Genomic DNA, 2,528 nt, shown 5'->3' with positions numbered 1-2,528 from the left:
CCCCCCCCTGCCCCGACTCGGTGTTCCGCATCGACTGGCAGGTCCCCGCCGACTTCGATCTCGACGCCGAACGCGACACCGGACGCCTGGACGCCCGCATCCGCCAGATCATCGGCGAGCGCCCCTACGAGATCGTCTGGAACTCGGTCTACCGCTTCCACACCCGCGTGGTCGACCGCATGCGCTCGGGCCGCGTCCTCCTGGCCGGGGACTGCGCCCACCTCGTCGCCCCCTTCGGCGCCCGCGGCCTCAACTCCGGCGTCCAGGACGCCGAGAACGCCGCCTGGAAGCTCGCCTACGTCCGCGCCGGCTGGGCGGGGGAGGAGCTCCTGGAGAGCTACCACACCGAACGCCACGCCGCCGCCCTGGAGAACGCCGAGATCACCAGCGCCACCATGCGCTTCCTCGTCCCCCACGGCCCCGAGGAGCACGACCGAAGGCTCAGCGTCCTCGACCGCGCCCTGACCGACCCCTCCGCCCACCCGCACGTCGACTCCGGCCGCCTGGCCGAACCCTTCTGGTACACCGACTCGGCCCTGACCACCCCCTGCCCCGAACGCCCCTTCGGCGGCCGACCCCCGCGCGGCCGGGCCCCCGCCCCCTGCCCCGGGGTGATCCTGCCCGACGCGCCCGCCGCGCTCCACGGCTCCGAGCGGCCCGGCCGTCTGCGCCCCCTGCTCCGCGAGGGCTTCACCCTCCTGCTCGGCCCCGCCCCCCAGGGGGAGGACCCCGGCGCCCTCCTCGACCGCGTCCGCGCCATCGCCGAACACGCCTGCCCGGCCCCGATCACCACACTCCACCTGTCCGACGTCGACACCACCGGCGCCCTCACCCGAGCCCTGGACCCGGCCCCCGGCCAGGTGTGGATCGTGCGACCCGACGCCCACATCGCCGCCGTCGTCCCCGGCACCGACACCGCCGCCCTCCACACGGCCCTACGCACGGCCCTCGGCCTCGCACCCGACCGGGCCGACCCCGGCACGCGCCCCCCGCGGACCACCACGACCCGCTGATCCCGACCAGCCCGCGGCTTCGGCCGCACGGCCCGACGACCACGGTAAGGAGATCACCGCCATGGCCCACTACCGCAGGGTCGGCGAGGTGCCCCGCACCCGCCACACCCAGCACCGCAACCCCGACGGCGGCCTGTACTACGAGGAGCTGATGGGGGAGGAGGGCTTCTCCAGCGACTCCTCGCTGCTGTACCACCGCGCGATCCCGTCGGCGATCGTCGACGCCGCCGAGTGGGAGCTGCCCGACCTGACCCGCACCCGCAACGCGCCCATGGTGCCCCGCCACCTGAAGCTGCACTCGCTCTTCGCCGACCAGGACTGGAAGGCCGCCGACGTCGTCGAGTCCCGCCGCCTGGTCCTGGGCAACGACGACGTGCGCCTCTCCTACGTCGTCGCCGGAGCGCCCTCGGAGCTGTACCGCAACGGCATCGGCGACGAGTGCGTCTACGTCGAGTCCGGCCAGGCCCGGGTGGAGACCGTCTTCGGCGCCCTCGACGTCGGCCGCGGCGACTACGTCATCCTGCCGCGCGCCACCACCCACCGCTGGGTGCCCACCGGCGACGGGCCCCTGCGCGCCTACGTCGTGGAGGCCAACAGCCACATCGCCCCGCCCAAGCGCTACCTGTCCCGCTACGGCCAGTTCCTGGAGCACGCCCCCTACTGCGAACGCGACCTGCGCGGCCCCGAGGAGCCGCTGCTCGCCGAGGGCGAGAACGTGGACGTGCTCATCAAGCACCGCGGCGACGGCCCCGGCGGTATCTCCGGCACCCGCTACACCTGTCCCACCCACCCCTTCGACGTCGTGGGCTGGGACGGCTGCCTGTACCCGTACGTGTTCAACGTCGACGACTTCCAGCCGATCACCGGCCGCGTCCACCAGCCGCCGCCCGTCCACCAGGTCTTCGAGGGGCACAACTTCGTCATCTGCAACTTCGTGCCCCGCAAGGTGGACTACCACCCCGAGTCCATCCCCGTGCCCTACTACCACTCCAACGTGGACTCCGACGAGGTCATGTTCTACTGCGGGGGCGACTACGAGGCCCGCAAGGGCTCCGGTATCGGACAGGGGTCGATCTCCCTGCACCCGGGCGGCCACTCGCACGGACCCCAGCCCGGAGCCTACGAGCGCAGCGTCGGCGTGCACTACTTCGACGAGCTCGCCGTCATGGTCGACACCTTCCGCCCGCTCGACCTGGGTGAGGGCGGGCTGGCCAGCGACGACGGCGGCTACGCATGGACCTGGGCCGGAGGGAGGAGGGACCGGTGACCCACCCCCTCTACCACCAGCTGTTCGACGACGCCGCGCTGTTCCCGCCCGGCAACGCGCCCATGGGCCAGGCCGTGCCCGCCCACCGCGGGTACCGCTCCGGGTGGCGCGGCGGCTATGTGGGCCCGTTCCTGGTCGCCGACGGCCGCGTGGCCGAACTCCGCGCCGTCCTGGCCCGGGAGGAGGGCGCCCACGAAGCCCTCGCCGTCGTGGTCACCGTTCCCGGCGGCCCGGGTGGCGTCGGCCCG

General features: G+C 73.7%; 2 protein-coding genes and 1 pseudogene. All 3 read left to right on the top strand.

Annotated elements, in window-relative coordinates; translation table 11 throughout:
- Positions 1-1,013: FAD-dependent monooxygenase (locus D471_RS34095; protein ID WP_040689379.1), on the top strand; the 1,013-nt coding region annotated here is incomplete at its 5' end.
- A 61-nt stretch (positions 1,014-1,074) separates the two neighbouring features.
- On the top strand, positions 1,075-2,280 hold the full coding sequence (locus D471_RS0112260) for a homogentisate 1,2-dioxygenase (protein ID WP_017598884.1): 1,206 nt from the start codon (positions 1,075-1,077) through the stop codon (positions 2,278-2,280).
- Positions 2,247-2,528, top strand: a pseudogene (locus tag D471_RS34090) (hypothetical protein); the annotation flags it as partial. The gene D471_RS0112260 and the pseudogene D471_RS34090, both read left to right, overlap by 34 nt.

It is taken from the genome of Nocardiopsis lucentensis DSM 44048 (assembly GCF_000341125.1).
GTDB classification, from domain to species: domain Bacteria; phylum Actinomycetota; class Actinomycetes; order Streptosporangiales; family Streptosporangiaceae; genus Nocardiopsis; species Nocardiopsis lucentensis.
The sequence above is the reverse complement of the archived record's forward strand: the minus strand, read 5'-3'. Positions and strand labels throughout refer to the sequence as shown.